This is a genomic window from Aeromonas lacus (assembly GCF_000764665.1).
In the GTDB taxonomy this organism is placed as follows: Bacteria; Pseudomonadota; Gammaproteobacteria; order Enterobacterales; family Aeromonadaceae; genus Aeromonas; species Aeromonas lacus.
This window is the reverse complement of sequence record NZ_JRGM01000004.1, coordinates 1-562: the sequence shown is the minus strand read 5'-3', so window position 1 is coordinate 562 and position 562 is coordinate 1. Positions and strand designations below refer to the sequence as shown.

At 37.7% G+C, this 562-nt stretch carries 1 protein-coding gene; it reads left to right on the top strand.

Features of this window, described 5'->3' with window-relative positions; translation table 11 throughout:
• A partial coding sequence (locus LG31_RS21125) for a hypothetical protein (RefSeq protein WP_202962988.1) occupies positions 1-562 on the top strand: 562 nt, incomplete at both ends.

Sequence of the window (562 nt, the reverse complement as noted above, 5' to 3'; positions counted from 1 at the left end):
GTTACTTATTGCCTGGTTTTGATAAAATCGGAACACGCTGTTTTGTTGATGCATCATTTTTCTCTCGTCTAAATATTATGGTCTATTTGACGCTATATGAACAGGTGGTTATCGCATTGCCGCTTGAGCAGTCCAATGAGCATTTTTATGAAATGTTTAAAATTAATAGGTTTGAGTTGCGTGAATTGATTTTTCGTGGGCGATTATTATTTGTTGTCCCACAAAATCTCGCTAGGTATTCTCAATCCTTGCTTCTTGATATCATTTCAGTTAATCCTAATTCTATTATTTTCTCTAGACGTTTAGCCGCAGCAACCATTCAAGGTATCCAAGAAAAGAGTGGTGTTGTTGGGACTACTTTTTCGAGTGATGAACAATATAATTTTGTTCACCACTGCTCTCGTTCTGGAAATATAGGATTGCAGCGACTAGCGGATATGCTTTCGGTACAATGGCAATTCGGAGAGTATATTGCAAATAAAGAAGGCGCAGTCGGCGCACATTATTTGGGCCTATCTGAAATGGCCATAATGGGATTTAAAGAAAAAGGAAAAGACTATAC